Consider the following 20905-nt stretch of genomic DNA (forward strand, 5'->3'; position numbering starts at 1 on the left):
CGCCGTTGCCGATACGGGCCGCGGATGCGGCAGCCGCGGTGTCAGCCGCTCAGCCGCTGCCGCGGCATGCCGTGCAGTTGCAGGGTGAAAGCCACGCCGCTGCCGTCGTCGAGGTTGCGCGCCGATGCCACGCCACCGTGGCGCTCGGCCACCAGCCGCACCACGTAAAGGCCCAGGCCAAGGTGTGGTGCATCGCCGGGCGTGGCCTTGTCGCGCAGGCTGACCAGCGAGTCGAACAACCGTCCCTGCATCGCTTCTGGCAATAGCGGCCCCTGGTTGGCCAACTCGATCTCGGCGCCCGTTTCAATTGCACGCAGACCCAGCCGCAGCCAGCCCTGCTCGGGCGTGAACGACAACGCATTGTCGAGCAGCTTGTCCAGCGCCTGCGCGATCAGCTCCGGCGCGCAGTGAAGATGCAGGGGAGCCTCCGGCAGCATGCAATCGAGCCGGCGCGCACCGATCAATGGACGGTATGCATCGGCACAACCACGCACCACATCACGCAGGTCGACGTCCTCGGGTTCTGCCGCCATGATCGAGCGCTCCATCCGGCTCGACTCGCTCATCGCGCGCACCAGCGTGCCGAGCCGTGACACGCCGTCGCGGGCACGCGCGAGATAGGGCTGCGCCTCAAGCGGCAGCGCCCCCCGCTCCTGCAATGCATGTTCGAGGTTGTCCAGTGACGATTTGACGATCGCCAGCGGCGTATTGAGTTCGTGCGAGAGTTTCGAGGCCAGCGTGCGCAGGTAGTCGGTATAGCCGCCAACCACCTCGAACAGTCGCTCGAAGCTGCGCGCCAGATCGCCGATCTCGTCGGTGGCATCGGTCATCGGGAAGCGGCCCTGTTCGAACAGGCCATCCAGACGTCCATCGTTGAGCTGCGCACGCTCCGCCGCATTGCGCAGACGACCCAGCCGCAGGCTGAGCCGGGTCGCGAACGCCAGCAGGATGCCTCCGGCCACCAGAAGCACGCCGAAGCTCGTCAGCAGCAGGCCGAGCAGCGCGCGGTTGGCCAGCAGCGGCACGGTGCGGCTGGCCTGCTCCAGCAGCAGCACGCCGTCGACCTTGCCGGCATGCTCGATCGGCACGGCAGCCGCCAGCACCACGCTGCCGCGCTCCTCGCCGCTGCGCCAGACACTGACTGGCTTGCCGGTGCTCGCCGTACTGACCTCGCGGGTGTCCAGCCGCGGCACATCCTGCGCCCACAGGTTGGCATCCTCCAGCCGGGTCGCCAGCAGCGAACGATAGATCAGCGAAGCGAACCAGCCTGGCTGGCCATCGCTGCCGGGTGCCGTATCGAGACGGCCGCTGTGCGCGAGCAGCCAGCCTTGCGCTGACAGCACGCGCGCCTGCACCCGGTCGGGCACAAGTTTTGCCAGCTCATCGGAAAGCGTGCCGGAGAACTGCAGCAACGGACGGGTATCGGAAGCCATTGGATCGCCGCCCGTGCTGGCGTCATATACACCCACGCCAAGCGCGGACAACGCAAGGCTGCGCGACAGGCGCAGCTCGACCCGGTAACCGCTGCCATCCTCCTGCCACTGCGCGGTGATCAGATCGGGCAGGCCGGCGACCGCCGGATCCAGCGGCCGCGCCGTCAGCGGTCCCGGTGCCGCACTGGCCAGAAGATAACGGCGCTGCCCGGCAGCACTGGCCAGCGTCAGGATCAGGTGATCGGCCGCCAACGCATTCGCGTCGTCGCCATCGGCGCGGGTGCGCCGCGTATCCGGCACGTCCACATACAGGTACAACCCGTTGTCGTCCTCGGCCAGCAGCAGTTTGCCCCGCTGGCTCGATGATTGAATCAGCGGCTGGCTCCACGGCGTCAGCGGCGCCCAGTCGTCACCGTAACCATCGACCGTGATCTGGTTTGGCGCCTGCTGTACATACCAGCCCTTGCCCTGCTCCGGTGCCACTGCCCCGGTCACCACCAGGCTGCGTGCCACCGCGCGCGCCGACGCCAGCAAGGCCTGTGCCTGACCTTCGCGCAACAACGTCTCCATCTGGCGCACATACAACCAGCCCGCGATCGGCAGGGCCAGCGTGCACAGGGCCACCAGCAGCAGCTTGCGGCGCAGGGTCATCGTGCAGCCACGGAGATCATCGAGGCACCCGGTCAGTGACCAGGCGCGGTCGATGTCGCTGTCGACGCCATATCACGCAGGTAACGCGAGGCCACCACGACCCGCATGAAATCGTCGAGCAGCGGGCGCCGCAAGGGATCGGCATCGTCGAAGGTCATCGACCAGCTCAGGCGGACGCCACTCTCCTTGCCCGGATCGCAGAACACCACCACGTCATCGACATGGTCGCTACCCTGATAGACCGTTGCCTCGCACGGCATGCCGCGATGCTGCACGGTGAAACCCGTCACCTTCGCGGACGGGTCGGTCTGCAGGAAATGCTTGCGGTCCGCCTGCACCTCGTCCGTCAGGGTAGGCAATTTGCGCGGCGACACGTTGAGCACCATCACCCGCTGCGGCTTGCCGGTCCATTCGCCCTGATAAAGCACCGCATCGACGCCGATCGCCTTGGCGTACATGCAGCAGTCACGCGTCCAGCCGGCCGGTGATGCCACGGCAATCGCCCACGCCGGCGCATCGCCGTCGCGTGCACCATGCGCCAGCACATTGTCGGTAGGCATCGACGCCTGCACCTGCAGCGCAAAGGCAAACAGGGCCACCACCCAAACCAGACACCGCATCACGGCGCTCCTCATCAGGGCCGCCACCGGTAGCCGACACCATGCACCGTCTCGATCGCGTCGAACTCCGGCGCCACCGCGATGAACTTCTTGCGGATGCGCTTGATGTGCGAGGTGACGGTGGCATCGTCGACGACGAGTTCGGCCTCGCGCATCAGCTGGTCGCGGTTCTTCACGTGGCCGGGGAAGCGGATCAGGGTGTGCACCATCCAGAACTCGGTGACGGTGAGTGGAACCTCCTCGCCTTTCCAGCTGATCCGCATGCGCTCGGATTCCATCTTCAGCGCGCCATGCTCGATCACCGTCTCGCTGGAAGCTGGCGCCTTGAGCGACTCGATCCGGCGGAACAGCGCGGCGATGCGCGCAGCGAGCTGATGCAGGCTGGTGTCCTTGCTGAGGTAATCGTCGGCACCCAGACGCAGGCCGGAGATCACGTCGAAATCCGAATCGCGCGCGGTGAGAAAGATGATCGGCAACGTGGCTGACTTCGCCCGAAGTTCGCGGCACAGGTCGAAGCCGCCCTCGGGCTCGTCGCCGAGACCGATGTCGATGATCACCAGTTCCGGCAAGCGCATGGCGAACGCGCTGGAGGCTTCCTGTCGCGAGCCGTAACCACGTGCGTCGTAGCCGAAGCGGTTCAGCGCCTCGACGTAGTTGGCGCGGATCAGCGGCTCGTCCTCGACGATGGCAATGCTGCGGCCCATGGTGTACTCCCTGATGATGTGCGCGCAGCGTGCTATGCGCAGCGCCACTGCGCAAGCCATATGGCATCGGTGCCCGCGTTTTGCCACAAGCCAGCGGCAAGCCGGCCCGATTGCGACGGCGCCAGCGCCTTCCCCGGATGTTTGATGTGAACCATGCACCACGCATGGAGCCGAACGATGTCGAAAGCCGAATCCACCGAACGCGATCCGAACGCGGAACTGCGCAGCTTCGAACCCTTGCGGGTGACCCTGGCGCTGGGCGCCCTGTTGCTCGGCCTGATCCTCGGCATCCACTGAATCGGTGTTGGTACCATGCAGACGAACATTTTCAGATTTTCAGCCGTGGAAGGCATGAGTGCGTCCGGCGCGAAGGGAGTCGCGCCGGACGCGGGGCAGGCAGAGCCTGATCCCGATTGGCAACCCATCTAGCCCGCGCGACACCAGCATTCCGTCCGACATGGTGGTTCCTTTCCCCTCTCTGCGAGGGGATTTTTTTTCGAGCCTGACGATCTCGGACCACCGGTTCAGCTTGTTCATGAATTGCCGGGAACCAAACGCAACCAGCCCGGTCAGAACTACTGATTGGTGCCAGTTCCATTTGCCGTGGAATGTGCCGATGCGACCGTGACCCCTCCCTCCGATGCGGTCGTATCGGCACGCACCAGTCCATGGTGTTTCCTCTCACGTCATCCGACGACGTTTATCCCGGCGCATCGATCTCCTGCGCCGGGATTTTTGTGGCTGATGCTCAGCCGATCGCCTTGCGCATGGCGGCGATCTCGGCGCGGTAATCCTTCGCATGGAAGATCGCCGAACCGGCGACGAAGGTGTCGGCACCGGCGGCGGCAATCGCACCGATGTTTTCGGCAGTGACGCCACCGTCCACTTCCAGCCGGATCGAGCGACCGCTGGCCTCGATGCGCTGGCGTGCCCGGCGCAGTTTTTCCAGCGTGCCGGAAATGAACTTCTGGCCGCCGAAGCCGGGGTTGACCGACATGATCAGGATCAGATCGAGCTTGTCCATCACGTAGTCGAGGTAATCCAGCGGCGTGGCCGGATTGAACACAAGCCCGGCCTGGCAGCCCGATTCCTTGATCAGACCAAGCGTGCGGTCGATATGCTCGCTCGCTTCCGGATGGAAACTGATCAGGCTGGCGCCAGCCTTGGCGAAGTCCGGCACGATGCGATCGACCGGCTTGACCATCAGGTGCACGTCGATCGGCGCAGTGATGCCATAACCGCGCAGCGACTGCAGCACCATCGGGCCGATCGTGAGATTCGGCACGTAATGGTTGTCCATCACGTCGAAATGCACCCAGTCGGCACCGGCAGCCAACGCTGCGGCGGTGTCTTCGCCCAGTCGTGCGAAATCGGCGGCGAGGATGGATGGGGCGATGATCGGGGTTTGCTTGCTCATGACGGCTGCCGGTTGGGTTCGTGTGTTCTTGTAGGAACGGCTTCAGCTGCGATGCTTTCGCTATCTGTCCAGGAGCGTCGCGGCCGAAGCCGCTCCTGCACAATGGCAAGGAAATATTTGCGGACAAGTCTATGGCTATTTGAAGCCGCGCTGTTCCTTGATGCGGTCGTAGGCGGCATTGATCTCGCTGGCGCGCGATTCGGCCTGTTTGCGCATCGCCTCGGGCAGGTCGCCGAGGCGGTCGGGGTGGTGTTCGGAAATCAGCTTGCGGTAGGCACGTTTCACCGCGCGGTCGTCCGCACTGCGCTCGATGCCAAGCACCGCATACGGATCCGGCCCCTGCGTCGTGCGCTGCGGCGGCACGTAGCCACCGCCGGTCGAGCCATATCCCTGCTGGCCACGGCCGTAACCACGCTGGCTGCCGCCGGCATTCCAGGCGTAACCCTTCATCGCCATCAGCGCCATCAGCTCCATGTCGCTGACTCGCAGCGCGAACGCAAGCTGGCGCAGGATCGCCATCTTTTCCGGTGCCGGATTGCCTTCGGCCAGCACTGTCTCGATCACCACGTCGAGCACCGGGAACGCATGGTCGCGTCGCAGCCCGACCCACTGGCGCAATTCGTTGATGGTACGGGTGACATCGAATTCCGGCTGCTTGCCGGTGTTGAAGCTGACCACCGCCTGCTTGCGCAGCTCGGCATCCAGGTTCATCCGCGTCATCATGCGTTCGGCAATCGCAATCTCCTGCTCCGACACGCGGCCATCGGATTTCGCCACCGCGCCAAGCAGGGTGAACAGTGGCCCGACAAAGCCGCCGGCCTCCGGCGTGGCGTTCTTGCGCTGGCTGTGGCGCAGGTTGTCGAAGATGAAACCGATCACCGCGCCAGTGACCGCGCCGGGTACGTGGCCGAGAATCAGGCCGAAGAAGGCGAACCACAGCGTGTAGGAGAAGCTCATGGATGTGCCTGGGGCTGTGGTGACTGCGCGCTGTACCAGCGTGCAAGCGCATCGAGGTCGGCGTCGCTGACCGGGCCGATCGCCGCACGCATCAGCGGCACGTCACGGCTGCCGTCCCGATAATGCTTCAAGGCAATGCGCAGGTAGTCCAGCTGCTGGCCGGCCAGGTTCGGCACGCCGGGCATGACGGCATGGCCGGTCTCGCCATGACAGGCCGCGCACAGGCCCAGCCGGCTGGGTTGCAGCGGTGTTGCAGTCTGGCTCATGACCTGTACTGGAAGGGTTGCGGCCAGGCAAAGCACCGCGATCGATAAGGTTCGCATCGGCAACAGATGGGGCTAAAGGTCGCCAATTCTAGCAGCGGCCATCAAGGCGGCTGTCGGGTGCGACTTTCCGGCATTTCCGGCGGCAGCGGCTAGAATAGGTCGCCTCCCCCTCTGTGGAACCTGCGTCGTGCCCACCACCCTGCTGCAATCGAACCTGCCTGGCCTGGAGCTGATCCATCGCGGCAAGGTGCGCGATGTCTATGCGTTGTCCGACGAGCGGCTGCTGATGGTCGCGACGGACCGGCTGTCGGCGTTCGACGTGGTGCTGCCCAACCCGATTCCGGGCAAGGGCGAGATGCTCACGCAGATCTCCAATTTCTGGTTCGGCAAGACCGCACACCTGGTGCCCAACCATCTGCTCGACGTACCACTGACCGACGTGCTGCCGCCCGGCACCGACCTGGCGCTGTACGAGAAGCGCGCGGTAGTGACGCGACGGCTGAAGCCGGTACCGGTCGAGGCCATCGCGCGAGGCTACCTGATCGGCTCGGGCTGGAAGGATTACCGCGCCACCGGTTCACTGTGCGGCATTCGCCTGCCCGAGGGGCTGCAGCAGGCGCAGCAGCTGCCCGCGCCGATCTTCACGCCATCGACCAAGGCCGCCGTCGGCGACCACGACGAGAACGTCAGCTACGACGTGGTGGTCAATGCTGTCGGCGCCGAACTGGCCGGCAAGGTGCGCGACGCCACACTGGCGATCTACCAGTGGGCCGCGGCCTATGCGGCCGAGCGCGGCATCATCATCGCCGACACCAAGTTCGAGTTCGGCACCGATGCCAGCGGCAAGCTGTACGTGATGGACGAGATGCTGACGCCGGACTCCTCGCGCTTCTGGCCCGCTGACGAATACCGGGTCGGCATCAGCCCGCCCAGCTACGACAAGCAGTTCGTGCGCGACTGGCTGGAAACGCAGGACTGGAACAAGACTGCGCCGGGTCCGGTGATTCCGGATGAGGTGATCGCACGTACCGCCGCCAAATACGCCGAGGCATTGCAGCGGCTGGCCGGCATCCAACTCGACTGACTAACCGGAGTGGGCACCATGCGCGACATGCAGAGCTGGCTCGACAGTTACAGCAGCGACCATCAGAACCCGACCAACAAGCTGTTCCACTGGGTCTGCGTGCCGCTGATCGTGTGGTGCGTGATCGCCTTGCTGTGGACGATTCCGGTACCGGCCTCACTGGCCCGCCCCGGCGCATGGTCCGTGCTGGTGATGGTGCTGGCGTTCTACTGGTACTGGAAACACTCGCGCCGGTTGGCGATTGCCTTGCTCATCGCATTCGCCGTGATGGGCGTGATCACCAACCTGCTGTTCAGCCAGCTGGGTGGTTCGTCGCTGCGCTGGCTGGCAGTCGGCGTGTTTGTCGTGGCCTGGGTGGGTCAGTTCATCGGGCATATCTTCGAGGGGCGCCGCCCGAGCTTCTTCACCGATCTCGCCTACCTGCTGATCGGCCCCGCCTGGCTGATGGCCAAAGTATTGCGCAAGCTGGGATTCCAGAAAGCCGTATGACGACCCTGCTCACCCTGATCAGCACCCTGCTCTGGTGGGTGCTGTACAGCAGCATCGGCGCACTGTTCTTTGCCCTGATCGGCTGGTCGGTATTGCGCTGGGCCGAACGCTGCGCGGTGGTGTTCAACCGCATCTACCTGGCCTGCCTGCTGTGGACCATGATCGGCCTGCTGCTGGTCGTCGGCGTGGCCGCGTACGAGGGCCACCTGCATCCGCCCTATGCGCCATTGCTCAATTCGGGCCTGCTGCGCTGCGCCCTGGTGCTGGACATGCTGATCGGCACGATCCTGCTGTGGCGGCTTACCCCGCGCATCGATGCGCACCGCATCCGTCCCGGCAGCGCCTGCATGGCAGTGGCCGCGATCATGGCGATCAGCTTCGGTGTTGCCACCAGCCTGGCCTGACCGACGCCGAAGCGCCGCCAACGAACACTCAATGCATGCCGTGCATGATGGCGCTGAAGGCCATGGCCAGCACAAAGCCCGCCCCCATGAAGACCAGTTGCACCAGGCTGGCCCTGGCGTAGCCGATGCCGCCGCCGGTTCGGGACATCAGCAGACGGTTCACCGCCCAGATGCCAACCACGAACCCCGCCGCCACGGCGATCGGCAGGCGATACGTGTCGTCCGGCAGGAGCATGCCCGAGACGACCACCGCTGCCGCCATCGCCACCAGCGTCAAGGCCAGCACGGCGATCGAGCGCGTGTACGACGGCACGTAGCCGACCACGATCCGAAACGCCAGGCACAGCAGCAGCGCGCCCAGCAACAGATCGATGATGCACAGGACGAAACTGCCAAGCATGCCCACATTGGCCAATGCGTCGAACAACGAAGTACCCATAAACCCCTCCCCCTTGATGCAACAACGGACCGCGCCCCCGCGCGGTCCGTTGCCGCCAGCCTAGCCGATCCCGGCGCGAGCGGCAGCAACGCCCGTCTCCCCGCGCGAGATCCGGGTGCGCTATATCATCGGACCGCTTACGAGATGTCCCATGAGCCTGCGCAGCCTGTTCGTCGACTTCAACAGTTACTTCGCCTCGGTCGAACAGCACGAGGATCCGAGCCTGCGCGAGCGACCGGTCGGCGTGGCGCCGGTGGCTGCCGAAACCACCAGCCTGATCGCCGCCAGCTACGAGGCGAAGGCGTTCGGCGTCGGCACCGGCACGCTGGTGCGTGAAGCACGGCGGCTGTGTCCCGAGATCCAGATCCGCGTGGCACGACCGGAACGTTACGTGGTCTGGCACCACCGCCTGATCGAGGCGATCGACCACGCCATTCCGATCGCCCGCGTCGGCTCGATCGACGAGGTCGCCTGCGAACTGGTTGGCCGCCAGCGCCGGCGCGACATCGCCGAAGGGATCGCGCAACAGGTGAAGAACGAAATCGCGCTGGCCGCACCCGGGGGTGCGATCCGCTGCTCGATCGGCATCGCGCCCAATGATTTTCTGGCCAAGACCGCATCGGACATGCGCAAGCCCGACGGCCTCACCGTGATCGAACTGACCGACTTGCCGCAGGCATTGCATGGGCTGGAGCTGCGCGATCTGTGCGACATCGGCCACTCGATGGAAGCACGCCTGCACGAAGCCGGCATCACCACCGTGGCGCAGCTCACCGCCGCCGACAAGCACCGGCTGCGGCACGCCTGGGGCGGCATCGAAGGCGAGCGCATGTGGGGGCTGCTGCGTGGCGCCTGGTTGCCGACCGCTCCAACCGAACGCGGCTCGATCGGCCATTCGCATGTACTGGGACCGGAACTGCGCACGGCCATCGGTGCCCGCGCGGTGCTGAAGAAACTGCTGGTGAAGGCGGCGATGCGCATGCGTCGCGAGGAGATGCTCAGCGGTGCACTGGCGGTACGCATCCGCTTCATTGGCCACGACCAACGCTGGGAACGCGACCTCGCCTTTGACCCCACCGACGACAGCCGCGAACTGCTGTGGCTGTTGAACGGCGTGCTGGACAGCGGCAACCGACGACACCCGCTGCCCGGACCGGGGAATGCCACGCCGCTGTCGGTCAGCGTCACCCTCATGCGCCTGGTACCACGCACGCAAAGCAGCGGCTCGTTGTTCGCACCGGTGCAGGACACTCGCCGCGTCGATGCCCTGGTCGACCGCATCAACGCGAAGTTCGGCTACAACAAGGTCTACTTCGGCAGCATGCAGCTGGCGCTGGAACACGACGCCGCGCCGATGCGCATCCCGTTCAACCGCATCCCCGACGCCGGGAGCGAAAACGAAGCCACGCATGAAGGCGATGCCAGCCAGAACGCACTGTGGCTGCAGTCATTCAACCGTTACAAGGTGATCGCCGAGGGCGAGCATCGCAAACGTGAACGCGACAAGCACGGTCAATGATCCACGGCGTTGTTCGCCGCATGCACCGCCGCGACAAAACCACCAAACGGGATGTCCGTAATGCCGACCAGGCCGATATGGCTGTTCTCGCCATCGAGCAGGCGCCCGGTCACCGGCTGGTCGGTGTACTCGAACCAGTGCGCACCGACGATATCCGGGTCGCTTGCCGCCGCCGCGATGAATTTTGCGTACGCCTCGCCGCGCTGCCGCTCGTCCCACACCGACACCACGCCCTTGCCGAACGGGCCGCGGTCGTCGGAGCCGAAGTGGAATTCGCCGATCAGCACCGGCTTGTCGAGCTTATGCATCGCGGCCACATCGAAACCGTGCTGGGGCAGGTCGGCGTAGACGTTGAAGCTGACCACGTCGCAGTACTGCGCGCAGGCGGCGACAGCTTCAGGAGTGTTCACCGCGAAGCGACCACCGAGGAACAGGTGATGCGGGTCGTGCCGGTGGATCGCCTCGGCGACCACGCGGAAATAGGCATCGGCATACTCGCGCAGCCACGTGCTGTAATCCTCGGCGATCGCCGGGTGGGCTTCGTCCGGATTCGGCGGCACGAAACCTGGCGCCTGCAGCATGTCCCAGGATGTCAGCGGCAGATTCCACGCGGCGCCCAGCTTGCCGGGGTCAACGTATTTCTTCTTCAACATGGCGATGTAGGCCTGCTTGGCTGGGCTCTTTGCATCGCCACGCAAGGTACCGATCGCCAGCCCCAAGCGACCTTGTGGCCCCTGTCCGGCCCATGCCAACTCGTTGTCGGCGAAGTAGCCGAGAAGGTACGGATCGTCACTTACGTTCGCAGTCGCCTTCACCACAGCCTGCTCGGTGGCCTGCACGAAGCGCGGATCGAACGGATCTGGCATGCGACCCCAGTAGTCGTAACCGCTGGAGACATTCGCGTAGTTGCCCGCGATATTGATCGAGCGCGTATATGGCAAGCGGTGCGCACTACCCAGCGCATCGTCGCTCCAGTTGCCGATGGTATTGAAGCCCCACGCCTGCAGGCGGTCGAGCGTGCGCGTGCGCCACGCGGCCAGCCAGTTCTTGCCGTCGACGCGATAAAGATTCGCCGCGTAGAGGTCGAACCAGCGGCCGTGGTTGTAGCCGATGCCGGCACTTGCCCCCTGATCCGTCCGGCGGTTGTCGCTGCCACCGTAGAACGCCGTCCATTCGCCGTGATCCGGCGGAAGATCCTTGAACATGAATTCGCGATCCTGCACGTAAGTGCGGTCGCCATCGGCCACCACGGCATTCACGCCGAGCGAGAAGAACGCATGGCCGTCCGGTGTCACGAGTCGCCAACGATCACCTAGTTTCTGCGTGTGGAACCAGCCACTCGGCTTCAGGCCATGGACATCCAGATGCCCCCCGTAACGATCCAGATCCTTCAACACGATGCCAGTCTGGGCGATCCCAGCCTTTACCTGGGCGGCGCGTAGTGCATCGTCCGAATCGACCTTCTCCGGCCAGTGTCCGCGCGTGTACTGTCCGTAGCGATCGACGATCCCGGCATAGGCGTCGCGCAGCGTCGCATCGCCGGAAGCCGTCTCGACACGTCCCAGCAACAGGGTCTGCGCCGCCTGCGGTGCGGACATGCCGATACGCACGGCATGAACCTCGTGCAAATCCAGCGTACCTTCCACCGTGGTCGCCAGCAGGATGGCATGACCGGCTTCGTCGAACGGCATCGGCGGCCCGACCTGCATGCCGAATGCACGCGGTGATGTGGCATGCAACGGGATCACCAGGGTCTGCGCCGGCCCGGGCACCACGCCCACCACCGCGTGGAGATGCTGACCGGCGCCGGCACCGTCGATATCCACGTTCAGCGTCACCGCCCATGACATGGCGTTCTGCACACGCAGACGCAACTCACCCTGCGTCGACCAGTCCCAGGTGCCGCTGGTCGGTGCCAACACGATTTGCGGTTGTGTCGCCGGCTGGAATACATAACGCTGCTGCGCCACACCGTCGGCTGCGTGTTCGACGGCACCCACGCGCTGCACCTGATCGAGAGTTACCTTCGCGATGGCATCGGGACTGGCGAGATCCTCGACAGCAGGGCTGCTCGCCGCATGACAGGCACTCAGACAGCATAGGCACAGCCAGATAGATACTCGACGGTTCATGTGCGTCAGGCCTCGTGACGAGATGTCTGGCCATTATGCGGCGGCCGGATGAATTTCAACGTGCAGGGTCCGACGCCGGAATGACGGGATCTGTAGGAGCGGCTTCAGCCGCGATGCTCTTGTTCGAACCGTGCCGCTGAAAGCATCGCGGCTGAAGCCGCTCCTGCAGGATTACGAACGCCGGCGCGACCACCACTGCCAGCCGTAATACACCGGCACGCCCAGCGCGATGATCAGCAGACTCATGCCGGCATCGCCCGGCGCGTGAATGGCGCTGGCCACGATCACGCCGAACACGGTGATCACGAAGATCAGCGGCAGCAACGGATAGAACGGCACCCGGTACGGCGCCGGCTGGTCGATGAAGTGCTTGCGATACCAGAACAGCGTGCCGATGCCGAACATGTGACCCAGCCACTCGCCCACCGTGGTGTAGTTGAGAAGCTGATTGAAGCTGCCCGACACGGTCAGCACGATCGCCCATGCGCCGAGTACAGCCAGCGCGATCTGCGGTGCTCGCGTGCGTGGATCGACGCGTCCCGTCGCGCGAAAGAACACGCCGTCCGCGCCCATCGTCTGCAATACGCGTGCGCCGCCGGCGATCGCGATGCTGCAGTAGCCGAAGGTGGAGCAGGCAATGCCGACCTCGATCACGGTGGCGCCGTGCACACCGAACAGCTTCTGCATCAGATCCGCCGCCGGTGCCAGGCTGGTCGCGAGGCCGGCATGGCCGAGCCCGGCCAGGTACGCGAAGTTGACCAGCACATAGCAGAGCACCACGCCGGCCATGCCCATGCCCAGCGCGCGCGGCAGGGTGCGTTGCGGATTGCGCACTTCGCCGGCCAGATCGTTGAGGTAATGAAAACCACCGTACGCGAACAGCACCGGCAGCAAGGCGCCGGCAAAGGCCCACGACGACGCCGGCTGCGTGGTATCCGGCACCAGCACCAGTCCCAGCTGGCCATGCGCCAGCACCAGGCCGGCCACCACCAGCAGGGCGATCGCCAGCACCTTCAGCACGGTGAAGATGTTCTGCATCCATGCACCGGCGCGGATGCCGAACAGATTGATGCTGACGATGAACACGATCGCACCGACCGCGACCGGCATTTCGTAGAGTCGACTCAGGCCCAGCGCCCGGCAGAAATAGACGGCGAACTTGGTCACCACCGCGGCCACGCTGCCGGGATAGTTGATCAGCGCCATGGTCCAGCCGAACAGGAACGCCGGCAGCAGACCGAACGCCTCGCGCAGATATACATAGATGCCACCCGCCTGCGGCCGTCGCGCGCCGAGCTCGGCGTAACACAGCACGCCAGCCAGGGTCAGCAGGCCACCGATCGCCCACAGGATCAGCACCTGCATGCCGGACGAGGTGTTCTGCGCCACCGTGGCCGGCGTGATGAAGATGCCTGCACCGATCACGCCGCCGATGACGATCATCGCGGCGTCCCAGGTGTTCAGGCGACGGGCATAGGCATTGGCGGGTTCGGTCAGCATGGCCGCTACCTTGCCATTGTGGATGGTGTTTCAGCCAGTCCCGGATGACAGGCCTCCAATTTGCCCGAACCACGAATGAAAGAAATTCGCACTGGCGTGTATATATTCGGGAAGGCGGCCATCCGGTCACCGCGAGGGAAACGCATGAAGCACGCACTCCGACTCATCTTCGGCTCGGCCCTGTTGCTGGCGCTGGCGGCTTGCCGGGCACCCACCGACGACCACACCAAGCAGGCCAATGCTCCGATGGAGCTGAGAATCTATGCCGTGCCGCCGGAGCAGACCCCCAATCTGGCCGATGCATTAGGCAATGCATTGGGAAAAATGGCCAATGTCACAATGCCTGCGCCGGGCAAACTGCTGGTCTACGCTCCTCACGATGCGCAGGCATCAATCAGCACAGCGATCGCCAGCTTGGGCGAAGCATCGCCTGCGGACCAGAAGTCCGCACAAGTGAACTTGCAGTTCTGGATCGTCGATGGTGCGACCGGCCCCGGTAGCGATGACGCGGCCTTGCAGCCGCTGTCGACCACGCTCGACACGGTGCGCAAGGCGATGGGGCCGCTGCATTTCCGACTGGACCAGACACTTGCCGCGATGGCGTCGGCCGGCCAAGACGGCTCAATCAGAGCCTCAACAGATGCTGGCTATGCACGCAACATCGACTTCACGGTCCATGCCGTCAATGACAACAACATCAACCTGTGGGTGCGCTACGGCGACGACAGCGGGTACGGTCTCACCATGCTCAAGACCCAGATTGATGCCGAGTCCGGCCACTACGTGGTACTGGCGCAAGCCCCCGGGGCCTGCATCCCTGCGTTGCCAGGAAAGCCTGTCCAGCCCTGTCCTGAAAAGCCTGCCTTGCGCCTGTTCATCGTCCGCGCGGACCGCTTGCCGCCACACGCCTGAATCAGCGGCATGACACTGCGCCAGGAAGCGCTGTACGCCAGCTATCGTCGACTGGAACGGCCGCTCTACAACGTGCTCTATCGCCAGCTGTGGCAGGCCGAGGATTGTCAGGACATCGTCCATGACGCCTACGTGCGCGTGTGGGAGCGACGCAGCAAGGTCGACGAGGTCACGCTGGATGCACTGGTGTGGACCACCGCGCTCAACCTGGCGAAGAACCGCCTGCGCTGGCGCCTGCTGCGGCGACATGAGGAGCTGGACGAGGAGTCGCTACCGTTGACCGCCGATGGGCAGCCGCAGGATTTTCTCGCCACGCGCCGGCTGCACCAGGCATTGCGGCAACTGCCGCGCGCCGCGCAACAGATCCTGCTGCTGTCGGAATTCAGTGGTATGCGCGGCAACGAGATCGCGACGGTGCTGGGCATTCCTGCCGGCACGGTGGCCTCGCGCAAGCACCAGGCGCTGGAGAGATTGAAAACCTTGATGGGAGCGTCCCTCGATGCATGAATCCGACCGCCTGTTCATCGACCTGCAGCCGCCGCCGGGTGGACTGCGGCGCCTGCAGCGCACCGTCGCTACCCGATCGGATCGTACGCGTCGACACAGCCTGCGCGTTGCCGGCGCCAGTGCGTTCGCGATGTCCCTGCTGGCACTGGCATGGCTGCTGCCGGGAGCCATCGTCCGGCACCGCGAAACCACCCGGCTGATGTCGGCCCTGCACGCCGCCGTGACTCCACCAAACGATGGCATCCAGATCGTCGACGGTGCCGCGATCGAGCTGCCCAGCGGACAGGCCGGTGTGCGTCTGTTTCTGGTGCAATCGGCCACCCCGGCAGCACGCACATCGTCGAATTGAACGACACCGCTTGGCCACCGACGATCTAGTCCCTCGCAAATTGACAAGCATCATCCACCTCGGAACACTGTCGCCGGCAGCGCCATGTGCGCTGCCGGTTTGTACGCAGCGGTGATCCCGCCGCGTCATCGCTGCCGAGGGGTGCTGCAGCGGATCCCGGTCCGCCACGCTCGGCAGGCGACTCCTCGCAAGGGCGCCCTTTCCACTTACTGGAGATGTCGCCATGCCTGCTCACCCTGCGTCTCGCCGGCTCGCTTTCGCCACATCCACGGATTACCCGTCCATCCAGCCGGACGATGCCCATCTGGCGGCGTCGCTGGAGCGCCTCGGCCTCGAACCGATCGTCTGCGTGTGGAATGACCCGGACGTCGACTGGTCGGCGTTCGATGCGGTGCTGATCCGCACGATCTGGGATTACTTCAAGCACCATGCGGCGTTCCTGGCCTGGCTCGACCGGCTCGACCGACTGGGCATCCCCACCATCAACGACAGCGCCCTGCTGCGCTGGAACAGCGACAAGCGCTATCTGCTCGAACTCGCTGAACGTGACGTCGGCATCATCCCGACGCAGCTCGCCAGTGCGCATGAGTTGGGCGACGTGCTGTCGACGATGCCGGCGCAGCAGGTGGTGATCAAGCCGGCGATCAGCGGCGGCGCCTGGCATACGCTGCGCGGCACCGCAGGCGACGAGAACTTTGCGCAGGCGCTGACACGGCTGCCGCGTGACCACGATTATCTGGTGCAGCCGTTCGTACCGGAGATCGTCAGCGACGGCGAATGGTCGTTGCTGTATTTCGGCGGCGAGTTCAGCCATGCCGTGATCAAGCGTCCGGCCGCTGGTGACTATCGCGTGCAGGGCGAATACGGCGGCAGCGCCGATCCGATCGTGCCGAGTGCGGCGACGCTGGCCGCCGCCGAACGCGCACTGGCTGCCGTCGCCAAGATCGGACATGGCGATCAGGCCTACGTGCGCGTCGACGGGGTGATCTGCGGCGGTCGCTTCCTGATCATGGAGCTGGAGCTGATCGAGCCGTTCCTGCATCTCGCCGGCTATCCGGCGGCGGCCGAACGGCTGGCGCAACTGGTGGCGGCGCAGTTGAAGGAGGACTGAAGAATCCGCAGCGAGGCTTCGCTTGGCGCCTTCGACGCCGCGCCCGGCCCGAACGGCTACGTCGAGCAACCGCCATTTTGTAGGAGCGCACCCTGTGCGCGATGCTCTTGACATCATTTACCTCAGAGCATCGCGCACAGGGTGCGCTCCTACATGGGTTGCGCCGGACCGATAGAATCAACGCATGCCTGCCCCGCCCGCACGAAAGATCCTGCACATCGACATGGACGCGTTCTATGCGTCGGTGGAGCAGCGCGACGACCCGTCGCTGCGCGGCAAGCCGGTGGCGGTGGCATGGCGCGGTGCGCGTTCGGTGGTGTGCGCGGCGAGCTACGAGGCCCGCGTGTTCGGCGTGCGCTCGGCGATGCCGGCGATCCGCGCCGAACGGCTGTGTCCGCAGCTGGTTTTCGTACCGCCGGATTTCGTGCGTTACAAGGCGGTGTCGCGGCAGGTGCGCGAGATCTTCGCGCGACATACCGACTTGATCGAGCCGCTGTCGCTGGACGAGGCCTATCTCGACGTCACCGTGACGAAGAGCGGCCTGCCCTCGGCCACGGCTACCGCCGAGGCGATCCGTGCCGCGATCCGCGAGGAAACCATGCTGACCGCATCGGCCGGGGTGGCGCCGAACAAGTTCCTGGCCAAGATCGCCTCGGATTTCCGCAAGCCGGATGGCCTGTTCGTGATCCGCCCGCAGCAGGTCGAGGCCTTCCTCACTCCATTGCCGATCGGCCGGCTGCCCGGCGTCGGCAAGGTAATGGAGGCGAAGCTGGCCGTGCTCGGCATTACCACCGTGGGCGAACTGCGCGCGTTTGCGCTGGCCGAACTGGAGCAGCGCTTCGGACGCTGGGGCCGCCGCCTGCACGAGCTGGCGCGCGGTATCGACGAGCATCCGGTGCAGCCGGAGCGCCTCACCCTGCAGGTCTCCGCCGAAGACACCTTCGAGCACGACCTGCTGCTCGACGAACTCGAACCGCACATCCGCCGGCTCGCCGAGAAAGCCTGGGCCGGGCACCAGCGCGAGCAGGGTCGCGTGGCACGCACCGTGGTGCTGAAACTGAAGACCGCGGACTTCCGCACGCTGACGCGCAGCCTCACCCCGGTGCAACGACCGCTCTCGGCAAACGAACTGGCCGACATCGCATGCGCGCTGCGCGAACGCGTCGAGCGCCCTGCCGACAGCCGTTACCGGCTCGTCGGCGTCGGCCTGGCCGGCTTCGTCGAGCAGGACAGCTACCAGGCGCAGAGCGACCTGTTCGACAGCCCGGTGTCGGAAGTCAGGCCCTGATCCAGCGCAACAGCTCGCGCCACGACGGCTTCTTGCCGTACATCAGGATGCCGGTGCGATAGATCCGCGCGGCCAGCCAGATGCAGGCGAGTAGCGCAAGCACCATCAGGCCCAGCGACAGCGCCAACTGCAATGGAGGTACCGAGCTCAACGACCAGCGCACCGGCATCGTGAAGGGTGCGAACAGCGGGATGTACGACATCGTCACGCCCAGGCTGCCGGTCGGATCCTTGATCAGGCTGAACACGGAGAAGAAACCCACCAGGATCGACATGGTGACGAACACCGCGTACTGCTGGGTCTCCTGGATCGTGTTGCACATCGCGCCAATTGCAGCGTAAAGCGCGCCGTAAAGCAGGAAGCCCAGCGCGAAGTAGAGCAGGAACACCACCAGCAGGCCCGGCGCCATGCTCGGGATCGGAAAGCTGCGCACCGCATCCGCACTCATGCCGAAGATGCCAGCCAGGTGCACGCGCTGGCTGCTGACCAGGAATACCGAGCCGCCCCAGATCGCCATCTGCGCGAGACCGGCCATGCCCACGCCAAGCACCTTGCCAAGCAGCATCTGGAACGGCGTCAGCGACGAAGTCAGCACCTCCATGATGCGCGAGCTCTTCTCCTCGATCACCGAGGTCATCGTCTGCTGGCCGTAGAGCAGGATCGAGATGTACAGGATGAAGCCCATGAAATAGGCGATCAGGAACGAGTCCTGACCGCTCTGCCCGGTCAGCCTGCCGTCGGACACCTTGGTGGTATCCATCTCGGCCGGCGCCATCGCGCGCTTCACCAGCGCCGCATCCACGCCCGACTTGCCGAGCCGCACGCCGGCAAGTGCGGTGGACACGCTGCGCTGCAGTTTCGACATCGAATCCAGCGAACCGACGTTGCTGCCGTAGTAGTCCAGCTTGCCGCTGGTCAGGGTATCGTCGGTGAGCACCAGCACGCCGTCCCAGCCGTCTTTCTGCCCCTTGCCGGAGAAACCGGTACTGGCGATCAGACCGTCGCGTACCGCAGCCAGGTTCGCAGCCGTGGCGGGAAACACCTGCACGCTGTAGCGCGCCCTGGTCGAGGAGCCATCCCCCAGCTTCTCGGACTGCATTGCCTGACTGACCGACGGACCCAGCCCCACCGAGGACGCATCCACCACAGCGACCCGGCTGGTGCGGTCCGAGCCGCTCATCATCAGCCCCGGTAGCACGGCCATCATCACGATGAACACCGGCAGCAGGATCGTGGAAATCAGGAACGCCCGGGTTCGCACACGCTCGACGAACTCCCGGCGGATCACGGCGATGATCTTCTTCATGCGGCTGCTCCGGCGTGCGCGATGGCGGCATCGGCACCGACCTTGGCAATGAAAATGGCATGCAGCGACGGCTCGACCACTTCGAACCGGCGCAGGCCGACCCCTGCGTGCACCAGCGCCGCCAACAGTTGCTCGGGGTCGGCACCATCGACCATCTGCAGTTCCGCCGAGGCACCGTAATCGTCGACCCGGGCAATCAGCGAACGGTCGGCAAGAATCGCCTCGGCACGCGGCTTGTCGTGGCTGAAGCCAAGCGCCACATGCCGGCCGCCGAAACCCGCCTTGACCTGCGCCACGGTGCCGCTGACCACGGTCTCGCCGCGCGCGATGATTGCGATGCGGTCGCACATGCGCTCAGCCTGCTCCATCACGTGGGTCGAGAACAGCACGGTGCGTCCGCTGGCGGCTATCTCCACCACGATGTCCTTCATCACCTGGGCGTTGACCGGGTCGAGACCCGAGAACGGTTCGTCGAGGATCACCAGCTCCGGCTCGTGCAGCAAGGCACCGGCAAACTGCACCTTCTGCTGCATGCCCTTGGACAGGTCCTCGACCTTCTTCAGCGCCCACTCGCTGATGCCCAGCCGTTCCAGCCACGCCTGCGCGCGACGGCGCGCATCGGCACGCGAGATGCCCTTGGTCTCGCCCAGGAAGATCAGGTGATCGAGCACCTTCATCTTCTTGTACAGCCCGCGCTCTTCCGGCAGGTAGCCGATGCGCGCCGACAGCTTGCGGCTGCCATGCGCGGAACCGAACAGCGACACCCTGCCTTCGTCCGGCTCAAGGATGCCCATGATCAGGCGGATCGTGGTGGACTTGCCTGCGCCGTTCGGCCCGAGCAGCCCGAAGATGCCGCCAGCGGAAACCTCCAGCGAAAGACGGTTGACTGCGGTATGTCCTGAAAACCGCTTGGTGACGGATTCGACGCTGACGCTAGGCAATGGCATGGTCCCGTGTCCCTGGCATGTCGGGCACGTGGCCCCCCTTTCGCGAAAATAGCATGCAGGCGCGAAAGCACGTAGATGACTTGTGGCGGGGTGCGCAGACGCCATCGCCAGCCGTGCCACGCAGATCGTGTACGCTGTGTGCCCCGCATTGTCCGTGACTGGAACAGTGACATGCATTTCGAACTGCCCAGAGTCCGCATCCACTCGCTGAAGGACTTCATCAAGCATTACCTGATGATCGTGCTCAGCATCCTCACCGCACTCGGGCTGGAGGCATGGATCGAACATGCACACCACACGCATGCAGCGGAGGCGGCAAGCCTGCAGATGACGGCCGAGCTGCGCCACAATCTCGCCGAGACACGCGATTCGCTGCGACGGAACGACGCGACCCTGCAGGCTGTCGGGAAGCTCGACGCGATGGTCATCGCCGACCTGAAAAGCGGCCTGCCGGCAGCCACGATCAACCAGCACATCCGTGCACAAAAAGCGGGCTTCCTGCTCAATCTGAATTGGCCAAGCCTGCCTTCGTCAGCCTGGGATGTGGCCGTGGCGAATCAGTCGGTAAGCTGGATCGAATCGGCCAGCCTGAAGAAGTATTCCGCCGCCTACGCAGCCCAGCGTGAATTGAACGACTGGGTGCAGCACGACAGCATGCTGATGCTGGACATGCCCAAGGTGATCAATTTCAAGACCGACCTCGACCTGGACCACGACGTGGATCCCCAGGCGTTTCTCTACACACTGCAGCAGATGAAGACGACCAACGCGAGCCTGAAGAACAACCTGCAGGAACTGGAGAAACATCTCGTCGATGCCGTGCCGGACGAAACGGCAGCGGGCCAGTAACCGAACCGTGCCGTGCTGGGC

Annotated in this window: 21 protein-coding genes and 1 riboswitch; of the genes, 10 read left to right on the forward strand and 11 right to left on the reverse strand. The window is 65.0% G+C overall.

Going from position 1 to position 20905, the window contains the following annotated elements:
* Positions 1–41: 41 nt before the first annotated feature.
* The 6 genes from B0E50_RS00630 to B0E50_RS00655 form a co-directional block, all read right to left on the reverse strand.
* Positions 42–2084: an ATP-binding protein gene (locus B0E50_RS00630; RefSeq protein ID WP_077439150.1), complete on the reverse strand. Its 2043-nt coding sequence runs from the start codon at positions 2082–2084 to the stop codon at positions 42–44.
* Positions 2085–2116: 32 nt separating this feature from the next.
* The gene (locus B0E50_RS00635) at positions 2117–2704 is read right to left on the reverse strand and encodes a hypothetical protein (protein ID WP_077439286.1); all 588 of its coding nucleotides are present in this window, start codon (positions 2702–2704) and stop codon (positions 2117–2119) included.
* A 14-nt stretch (positions 2705–2718) separates the two neighbouring features.
* Entirely contained in the window at positions 2719–3408 is a 690-nt protein-coding gene (gene pdsR, locus B0E50_RS00640) for a proteobacterial dedicated sortase system response regulator (RefSeq protein ID WP_077439287.1), read from the reverse strand.
* A 748-nt stretch (positions 3409–4156) separates the two neighbouring features.
* Positions 4157–4825, reverse strand: coding sequence for a ribulose-phosphate 3-epimerase (gene rpe, locus B0E50_RS00645; RefSeq protein WP_077439151.1), 669 nt, complete (start codon positions 4823–4825; stop codon positions 4157–4159).
* Positions 4826–4960: 135 nt separating this feature from the next.
* On the reverse strand, positions 4961–5782 hold the full coding sequence (djlA, locus tag B0E50_RS00650) for a co-chaperone DjlA (RefSeq protein WP_077439152.1): 822 nt from the start codon (positions 5780–5782) through the stop codon (positions 4961–4963).
* The gene (locus B0E50_RS00655; protein ID WP_254427125.1) at positions 5779–6048 is read right to left on the reverse strand and encodes a c-type cytochrome; all 270 of its coding nucleotides are present in this window, start codon (positions 6046–6048) and stop codon (positions 5779–5781) included. The genes djlA and B0E50_RS00655 overlap by 4 nt, the downstream gene beginning before the upstream one ends.
* Positions 6049–6235: 187 nt before the next feature.
* On the opposite strand from B0E50_RS00655, the gene B0E50_RS00660 reads away from it, so the two are divergent.
* The 3 genes from B0E50_RS00660 to B0E50_RS00670 are packed head-to-tail and all read left to right on the forward strand — an operon-like array spanning position 6236 to position 8025.
* Positions 6236–7132, forward strand: a complete 897-nt coding sequence (locus B0E50_RS00660) for a phosphoribosylaminoimidazolesuccinocarboxamide synthase (protein ID WP_077439154.1) — start codon at positions 6236–6238, stop codon at positions 7130–7132.
* A gap of 18 nt (positions 7133–7150) precedes the next feature.
* On the forward strand, positions 7151–7621 hold the full coding sequence (locus tag B0E50_RS00665) for an Mpo1-like protein (protein ID WP_077439288.1): 471 nt from the start codon (positions 7151–7153) through the stop codon (positions 7619–7621).
* A complete protein-coding gene (locus B0E50_RS00670) occupies positions 7618–8025 on the forward strand; it encodes a hypothetical protein (RefSeq protein ID WP_077439155.1) in 408 nt (135 codons plus the stop codon). The genes B0E50_RS00665 and B0E50_RS00670 overlap by 4 nt, the downstream gene beginning before the upstream one ends.
* Before the next feature lie 28 nt (positions 8026–8053).
* Here B0E50_RS00670 and B0E50_RS00675 read toward each other — a convergent pair whose 3' ends face one another.
* Entirely contained in the window at positions 8054–8464 is a 411-nt protein-coding gene (locus B0E50_RS00675) for a hypothetical protein (protein WP_077439156.1), read from the reverse strand.
* 151 nt (positions 8465–8615) lie between these two features.
* On the opposite strand from B0E50_RS00675, the gene B0E50_RS00680 reads away from it, so the two are divergent.
* Positions 8616–9983, forward strand: coding sequence for a hypothetical protein (locus B0E50_RS00680; protein WP_077439157.1), 1368 nt, complete (start codon positions 8616–8618; stop codon positions 9981–9983).
* Here B0E50_RS00680 and B0E50_RS00685 read toward each other — a convergent pair.
* Positions 9977–12115, reverse strand: a complete 2139-nt coding sequence (locus B0E50_RS00685) for a beta-agarase (RefSeq protein ID WP_077439158.1) — start codon at positions 12113–12115, stop codon at positions 9977–9979. The two genes, B0E50_RS00680 and B0E50_RS00685, sit on opposite strands and share 7 nt — an antisense overlap.
* 171 nt (positions 12116–12286) lie before the next feature.
* Positions 12287–13615, reverse strand: coding sequence for an amino acid permease (locus tag B0E50_RS00690; protein WP_077439159.1), 1329 nt, complete (start codon positions 13613–13615; stop codon positions 12287–12289).
* Positions 13616–13798: 183 nt separating this feature from the next.
* Between B0E50_RS00690 and B0E50_RS00695 the strand changes: the two genes are divergently transcribed.
* The 5 genes from B0E50_RS00695 to dinB all read left to right on the forward strand — a co-directional run bounded on the left by B0E50_RS00695 (position 13799) and on the right by dinB (position 17782).
* Positions 13799–14527, forward strand: a complete 729-nt coding sequence (locus B0E50_RS00695; protein ID WP_139350702.1) for a hypothetical protein — start codon at positions 13799–13801, stop codon at positions 14525–14527.
* A 9-nt stretch (positions 14528–14536) separates the two neighbouring features.
* Positions 14537–15034, forward strand: coding sequence for a sigma-70 family RNA polymerase sigma factor (locus tag B0E50_RS00700; protein WP_077439161.1), 498 nt, complete (start codon positions 14537–14539; stop codon positions 15032–15034).
* Positions 15027–15383: a hypothetical protein gene (locus tag B0E50_RS00705; RefSeq protein ID WP_077439162.1), complete on the forward strand. Its 357-nt coding sequence runs from the start codon at positions 15027–15029 to the stop codon at positions 15381–15383. The genes B0E50_RS00700 and B0E50_RS00705 overlap by 8 nt, the downstream gene beginning before the upstream one ends.
* Before the next feature lie 130 nt (positions 15384–15513).
* Positions 15514–15589, forward strand: a riboswitch (S-adenosyl-L-homocysteine riboswitch).
* A 17-nt stretch (positions 15590–15606) separates the two neighbouring features.
* On the forward strand, positions 15607–16494 hold the full coding sequence (locus B0E50_RS00710) for a hypothetical protein (protein ID WP_077439163.1): 888 nt from the start codon (positions 15607–15609) through the stop codon (positions 16492–16494).
* 184 nt (positions 16495–16678) lie between these two features.
* Positions 16679–17782, forward strand: a complete 1104-nt coding sequence (dinB, locus tag B0E50_RS00715; RefSeq protein WP_077439164.1) for a DNA polymerase IV — start codon at positions 16679–16681, stop codon at positions 17780–17782.
* On the opposite strand, the gene B0E50_RS00720 is transcribed toward dinB, so the two are convergent.
* Both B0E50_RS00720 and B0E50_RS00725 read right to left on the reverse strand, forming a co-directional pair.
* On the reverse strand, positions 17772–19088 hold the full coding sequence (locus B0E50_RS00720; RefSeq protein WP_077439165.1) for an ABC transporter permease: 1317 nt from the start codon (positions 19086–19088) through the stop codon (positions 17772–17774). The genes dinB and B0E50_RS00720 overlap by 11 nt on opposite strands.
* A complete protein-coding gene (locus B0E50_RS00725; RefSeq protein ID WP_254427126.1) occupies positions 19085–20035 on the reverse strand; it encodes an ATP-binding cassette domain-containing protein in 951 nt (316 codons plus the stop codon). Before B0E50_RS00725 ends, B0E50_RS00720 begins: the two co-directional genes overlap by 4 nt.
* Positions 20036–20206: 171 nt before the next feature.
* Here B0E50_RS00725 and B0E50_RS00730 point away from each other — a divergent pair, with 171 nt between their 5' ends.
* On the forward strand, positions 20207–20884 hold the full coding sequence (locus B0E50_RS00730) for a hypothetical protein (RefSeq protein WP_077439166.1): 678 nt from the start codon (positions 20207–20209) through the stop codon (positions 20882–20884).
* The last annotated feature ends 21 nt before the right edge of the window (positions 20885–20905 follow it).

The sequence above is a fragment of the Rhodanobacter sp. C01 genome, assembly GCF_002001045.1.
Lineage (GTDB): Bacteria > Pseudomonadota > Gammaproteobacteria > Xanthomonadales > Rhodanobacteraceae > Rhodanobacter.